This window comes from Neisseria sp. P0021.S005 (genome assembly GCF_051956955.1).
Genome location: NZ_JBQCWY010000137.1, coordinates 1 through 6865 on the forward strand (window position 1 = coordinate 1; position 6865 = coordinate 6865).

5 protein-coding genes are annotated in these 6865 nt (G+C 55.0%); 2 read left to right on the forward strand and 3 right to left on the reverse strand.

What is annotated here, in order from left to right:
* A partial coding sequence (locus tag ACTHUE_RS09065) for an LPS-assembly protein LptD (RefSeq protein ID WP_440423319.1) occupies positions 1–2263 on the reverse strand: 2263 nt, incomplete at its 3' end.
* Between the two features lie 69 nt (positions 2264–2332).
* Here ACTHUE_RS09065 and amgK point away from each other — a divergent pair.
* Both amgK and mnmG read left to right on the forward strand, forming a co-directional pair.
* Complete coding sequence (gene amgK, locus ACTHUE_RS09070; protein ID WP_004520257.1) at positions 2333–3337, forward strand: N-acetylmuramate/N-acetylglucosamine kinase AmgK; 1005 nt, start codon at positions 2333–2335, stop codon at positions 3335–3337.
* Positions 3338–3421: 84 nt separating this feature from the next.
* A complete protein-coding gene (gene mnmG / locus ACTHUE_RS09075; protein ID WP_314765966.1) occupies positions 3422–5317 on the forward strand; it encodes a tRNA uridine-5-carboxymethylaminomethyl(34) synthesis enzyme MnmG in 1896 nt (631 codons plus the stop codon).
* Between the two features lie 156 nt (positions 5318–5473).
* Here the strand turns inward: mnmG and ACTHUE_RS09080 are convergent, their stop codons facing one another.
* On the reverse strand, positions 5474–6061 hold the full coding sequence (locus tag ACTHUE_RS09080) for a GNAT family protein (protein ID WP_314765965.1): 588 nt from the start codon (positions 6059–6061) through the stop codon (positions 5474–5476).
* A gap of 94 nt (positions 6062–6155) precedes the next feature.
* Positions 6156–6746: a 5-formyltetrahydrofolate cyclo-ligase gene (locus ACTHUE_RS09085; RefSeq protein WP_070765213.1), complete on the reverse strand. Its 591-nt coding sequence runs from the start codon at positions 6744–6746 to the stop codon at positions 6156–6158.
* Positions 6747–6865 lie beyond the last annotated feature (119 nt).

Consider the following 6865-nt stretch of genomic DNA (forward strand, 5'->3'; position numbering starts at 1 on the left):
CGGTAACATAGCGTTGGCCGACCAAGCTTGCGCTCCAGCAGCCGCAGTTGCTTTTGTATTCTGCACCGATGAGCATTTCCAGCGGTTTTTTGGCTTCGATTTCGTAGTTGTAACGGGCGACGGCGTATAGGTTTTTGCTCAACGGCCATTGGGCGGCAAGGTCGACTTGGCTGAGTTTGTCATAGAAATAGTCGCCGTTGGCTTGCAGATAGATGCGCTCGTTGCGTCCGTATTTGTAGCGCGCGCTTAAGACTTTGCCCGGTTCGGGGTTGTAGGTAATCCCTGCAGCGTAGCTTTCGGCACGGCTTTGGTTTTGGTTGTAGTGGATGTCCAAGTCGATGCGGATGCTCGGGGTAATGTTGCCGTGTGCAAAGGCTACCCAGTCGGATTGGCTGCGCGGATAATTGCTGACGTTGCCGTCAGGCAGGACGTTGTCTTTTTTGAAATAAAACTTCTGGCCGATACCTGCACGGAAGAGTTCCGCACCGGTATTGGGGTTGAGGATGCGGCTTTGTGTGGCCAGCGTCAGGCTGTTGGCAGAATTGATGCGGTCGTTGCCGGAATACAGGTTTTCGCGGAACAGCTGCGAATAGGTAAAGCTGTTTTCGGAGCTGTCGAAATTGGGCAGGTCGTTTTGGGACTTGGTCGGAATGTAGTTGTAAAACAGGCGCGGTTCAAGTGTTTGCAGGTATTCTCCGCCGAATAGACGGGCCCTGCGCTCGAAAGTCAGGCCGCTGTCGACGTTGATGATCGGCAGGACGCGGCTGACATTGCGGCCGCTTTGACCATTGAAGCTGTTGAGGCTGTAATAAGTGGCATGTACGCCAACTTTAGGTCGGATGTAGCCCCATTGGTTGTGGAAGTCCCATTTGACGCTCGGGTAGAGCACCACGCGGCTGCCGTCTTGCTTGGTATCGTGGTCAAAACGGGTGAATTGGCCGAACACGTTGAGTTGAGCCTTGCCGAGATGGCTTTGCCAACGGCCGGTCAGACGGGGCATGATGGCATAAGGTTCGTCTTTATAGCCGTCTTGGTTGGCCAGCGTTTGGTATTTTTGTACGCGCAACGAGCCGTCGAAGCTGCCGCCCAACAGTTTGTCGCTGTAATTGAGCCATGCCTGACGGTCGAGGTTGACGTTGCGCGCGATGTCTTCGCGGCCGTAGAAGTCGCGGTAGTAATCGTCGTCGGAAACTTGGTTGTAGTTGATGCCGCCGCTGATTTTGCTGTTCAGCTGCTGCTGGTGTTTCCATTTGAACTGGTAGCGGTTGTTGTGGACGCTTTTTTGGTCGTTCGGCATCCAGTCGCCATCGACTTCGCCGCTGTAATTCGGCTGCAGATAACGCACTTGGCCGCCCAGTTGCACACCGCGTTTGCTGATGATGCCCGGGCGGATGGTGGCATCCAAATTCGGCGCAAGGTTGAAGTAGTAGGGCAGGCTCAGCTCAAGGCCGTCTGAACCGGTGGCAATGGTCGGAACGAGCAGGCCGCTTTTGCGGTTGCCATTGATGGGGAAGTCCGCCCAAGGCGTGTAGAGGACGGGGACGCCGCCGAATACGAGCGAAGCGTGTTTGGCCACACCGATGCCTGTCGATTCATCGGCTTCGATGCTTTGCGCTTGGATATACCAGCTGGCGTCGCCGGGCGAACAGGTGTTGAATTTGGTATTGATGAGTTTGTAGAGGCCTTTGCCTTTGAGTTCGGCTTTTTCGCTGACACTTTGAAGGCGGCGGCCGCCTTGTTCAGTATTGAGGCGCACGGCGGTGCCGGAACCGGTTTGGTTTTTGAGGTTGTAAACCAATTGGTCGCCGGATACGGTCGAACCGTTTTGATACAGGGTAAAGCGGTCGCCGGCGGTAACGGTATCGGTGGCTTGGTCGTATTGCGCCCAATCGGCGTTGAGAACATCGGCATTGCGCTCGACAATGACGTCGCCTTCGGCACGGACGCCGACTTGGGTCTGACCTTCTATTTTATCGGCGTTGACGCGGGTGTAATCGGCAGGCAGGGCTGGCTCGCCGCTGCGTTTGATTTCGGCGGTTTCGGCCGGCTTGGCATCTTCGTGGTCGCAAAACAGGCAAGTGCTGCCCAAGGAAAGCGGATCGGCTTCGCTTTGGCCGGTTTTTGCCGGTTTGGATTCGGCGGTGTGGGCAGGGGTATAGTCTTCCGCCTGCGGAACAGAAGCATCTTCCGCGCGCACGGCTGTTGCGCCAAAGCCCATAATTAAGGCGAGTACCAAGGGTTTGAGTGAAAATAAACGAGCCAAAATCGCCCCTTAAATCGGTTTGCCAGTTAGAATAGCGGTTATTGTAACCTGAAATTCTGCGATACCGCTATGCAACGACAAACCGAATTACAAAACTGGCTGGAGTCTGTTTACCCGAACCAGCCGTTCGAATTGAGCTTTGCGGCAGCCGATGCCGACTTCCGCCGCTATTTCCGCGCGACGTTTTCAGACGGCCAAACCGTCATCTGTATGGACGCGCCTCCTGAGAAGATGAGTGTTGCGCCGTATTTGAAAGTGCAAAAATTGTTTAATATGGTCAATGTGCCGCAAGTGCTTCATGTGGATGAAGCGTTGGGCTTTATGGTGTTGAACGATTTGGGCAACACCACATTCCTGACTGCCATGAATCAGGAAAACAGTGAAACCGCCCACAAAGCCCTGCTGCTCGAAGCCATCGACGAACTGATCGAGCTGCAAAAAGCCAGCCAACCCGGCAAACTGCCGGAATACGACCGCGAAGTCATGCTGCGCGAGATTAACTTGTTCCCCGAATGGTTTGTGGCCAAAGAATTGGGCCGCGAGCTGACCTTCAAGCAACGCCAGTTGTGGCAGCAAACCGTCGATACGCTGCTGCCGCCCCTGTTGGCGCAGCCCAAAGTGTATGTCCACCGCGACTTTATCGTCCGCAATCTGATGTTGGCAAAAGGCCGCCCGGGCGTGTTGGACTTCCAAGACGCGCTTTACGGCCCGATTTCCTATGATTTGGTGTCGCTGTTGCGCGATGCGTTTATCGAATGGGAAGAAGAATTTGTATTGGACTTGGTCATCCGTTATTGGGAAAAAGCACGCGCTGCCCAGCTGCCCGTGCCTGCCGAGTTTGACGAGTTCTACCGCTGGTTTGAATGGATGGGCGTACAACGCCATTTGAAAGTGGCCGGTATTTTTGCCCGCCTGTACTACCGCGACGGCAAAGACAAATATCGTCCTGAAATCCCGCGCTTCTTGAACTACCTGCGCCGCGTATCCCGCCGTTACAACGATTTGGCGCCGCTGTATGCGTTGCTGGTCGAATTGGTCGGCGATGACGAATTGGAAACAGGCTATACCTTCTAAGCTTGGTTTTTTAAGATTTTATTCCACTTTTCAGACGGCCTGATCAACAAAAGGCCGTCTGAAACCTTTACAGAACACATAAACATGACTTACATGATTTACCCCAAAACCTACGACGTGATTGTCGTCGGCGGCGGCCATGCCGGTACCGAAGCCGCACTTGCCGCCGCACGCATGGGTGCGCAAACCCTGCTGCTTTCACACAACATCGAAACCCTCGGTCAAATGTCGTGCAACCCCTCCATCGGCGGTATCGGCAAAGGCCACCTCGTGCGCGAACTCGACGCATTGGGCGGTGCGATGGCGTTGGCCACCGACAAATCCGGCATCCAGTTCCGCCGCTTGAACGCCAGTAAAGGCGCGGCAGTGCGAGCCACGCGCGCGCAGGCAGACCGTATCCTATATAAAGCCGCCATCCGCGAAATGCTGGAAAACCAAGAAAATCTGGAGCTTTTCCAACAAGCCGTTGAAGACGTAACGCTTGATGGCGAACGCATCAGCGGCGTGGTCACCGCGATGGGCGTGGAGTTTAAAGCACGCGCCGTTGTGTTGACTGCCGGCACGTTTTTGTCCGGCAAAATCCATATCGGTTTGGAAAACTACGAAGGCGGCCGCGCCGGCGATCCTGCCGCCAAATCCTTGGGCGGCCGTTTGCGCGAATTGAACCTGCCGCAAGGCCGTCTGAAAACCGGCACGCCGCCGCGCATCGACGGCCGCACGATTGATTTCTCCCAGCTGACCGAACAGCCCGGCGACACGCCCGTGCCCGTCTTCTCCGTGCGCGGCAACGCCGAAATGCACCCGCGCCAAGTGTCCTGCTGGATTACGCATACCAATTTGAAAACACACGAAATTATCCGCAGCGGCTTCGACCGCAGCCCCATGTTCACCGGCAAAATCGAAGGCGTCGGCCCGCGCTACTGCCCGTCTATCGAAGACAAAATCAACCGCTTCGCCGACAAAGACAGCCACCAGATTTTCCTCGAACCCGAAGGCCTGACCACCAACGAATACTACCCCAACGGCATCTCCACCAGCCTGCCGTTCGACATCCAAATTGCGCTCGTGCGCAGCATGAAAGGTCTGGAAAAAGCCCATATCCTGCGCCCCGGCTACGCCATCGAATACGACTACTTCGACCCGCGCAACCTCAAAGCCAGCCTCGAAACCAAAACCATCCAAGGCCTCTTCTTCGCCGGACAAATCAACGGCACAACCGGCTACGAAGAAGCCGCCGCACAAGGCCTGCTTGCAGGCGCGAACGCCGTGCAATACGTCCGCGAACAAGACCCGCTCCTGCTGCGCCGCGAACAAGCCTATCTCGGTGTATTGGTGGACGACCTTATCACCAAAGGCGTGAACGAGCCTTACCGAATGTTCACCAGCCGCGCCGAATACCGCCTGCAACTCAGGGAAGACAACGCCGACATGCGCCTGACCGAAGACGGCTACAAAATCGGTTTGGTGGGTGAAGAGCAATGGCGCATGTTCAACGAAAAACGCGAAGCCATCGAACGCGAAATCCAACGTTTGAAAACAACGTGGTACACGCCGCAAAAACTCGCCGAAGAAGAACAAATCCGCGTGTTCGGCCAAAAACTCAGCCGCGAAGCCAATCTGCACGACCTCCTGCGCCGCCCGAACCTCGACTACGCCGCACTGATGACCCTGCCCGACGCACAACCTGAAACCGCACTTGCCGACAGCGTGGTCGAACAAGTCGAAATCCAAGTCAAATACCAAGGCTATATCGACCGCCAAAACGAAGAAATCGACAGCCGCCGCGACATCGAGACCTTAAAGCTGCCCGAGGATATCGATTACAGCAAAGTCAAAGGTTTGTCGGCAGAAGTGCAGCAAAAGCTCAACCAGCACAAACCCGAAACCGTCGGCCAAGCCAGCCGCATTTCCGGCGTAACGCCTGCCGCCGTTGCATTGCTGATGGTGCATTTGAAACGCGGATTTAAAGATGCGAAGTAAGGTTTAATCCGAATAAAGGCCGTCTGAAATGTTCAGACGGCCTTTATTTATCAGGGGATTGACGGTGTTGCACCTTATTTCATTAATTTTTAAAGAGTTCGGATTTTCAGCAAGATGGGCGTGTTCTGATGAAAAAATGAAGAAGAAAACGTTTTTTCAGGACGCGTCATAAGCTGCCGCTTTTTCGAGCAGTTTTACCCTTGCCTGCGGCCATTCCTCACGCAGCAGGCTGTATTCAACCGTATCGCGCACGCTGCCGTCTTTCCGCAGCTTGTGGCAGCGCAAGATGCCGTCTTGGTGTGCACCCAAGCGTTCGATGGCGCGTTGGGAGGCGGTGTTGAGGTTGTCGGTCTGCCAGCAGGCGCAACGGCAGTTTAAAGTGTCGAAAACGTAGTCGAGCAACATGATTTTGCAGGCGGTATTAATGTGCGTGCGCTGTGCCGACAGGGCATACCATGTGAAACCGATGTAGAGGCGTGGGATGGCGAGGTCGATGTGGTAAAGCGAAGTCGAGCCAACAATTTTTCCCGTGTCTTCGTCGATGACGGCAAAGGCGAGGCGGGTTTGTATGGCGGTGCGGATATAGTCAGCTACTTGGTGGGGTTCGGGCGCGGTGGTTACGTTCAGCTTCCAAACTTCGCCGTCGCAAACTGCTTCGCGCAAACCGGCTTCGTGTGCCGTTGTTAAAGGTTCGAGACGGACGCGATCGAAGGACAAAACGGGAGCGGATGAAAAATCAGCCATGTGGTTTCCTTTGTATTTGATGGTTTGATTTTTCAGACGATCTTTTATAGTGTCTTAACGGACGGCTTTTTTGAGGTCGTCTGAAAGCTATTGATTAATGATGTTTGAACACCAGCACGCCCGACTCCGATACAAACCCGTCCAACGGCAGGTCGTGCGGTTCGCGCGGCAGTGTGTCGGTCAGTTGGCAGCCGAAGCCTACGCCCAGTGTTCGGGTTTGCAGGCGGTATTTCATGGCGGAGAGGGTGGCGTCGTAATAGCCGCCGGCTTGTCCAAGGCGGTAGCCGCGTTTGTCGATGCCGACGATGGGGACCAGCAGCAGGCTGAGTTGGTGGACGCGGATTTTTTTGCCGGTGAATTGGGGGACATGCAATTTGGCGCGGCCGCGTTTGCGTTCTTGTTTGGCGCCGTCGGCAGGGTAGGGGGTGAACCACATCCGCCGCGTGTTCGGTTCGATATAGGGCAGGTAGAGTTTTGCGCCGCGTTTTTGTGCGGCACGGACAAAGCCGTCCAATCGCAATTCCTTGCCCATCGGCCAATACACGCCTATTTTCCGTCCTTTTTTAATGTAGGGCTTGAGCAGGCGGTTGATGGTTTCGGTGGCGGCGTTTCGCTCGGCGGCGCTCATTTGGGCGCGTGCGCGGCGGAACTGTTTGCGTAGTGCCGATTTTTCGGGATTCCTCATTTTCAGACGGCCTTTCGGGATTGCGGTAGAATGTTGCGATTATAACGATTTTGTTAACATTCAAACAGGACGCACACGATGTGGCACATTGTCGCCATCGGCTATCTTTTTGTTGCCGT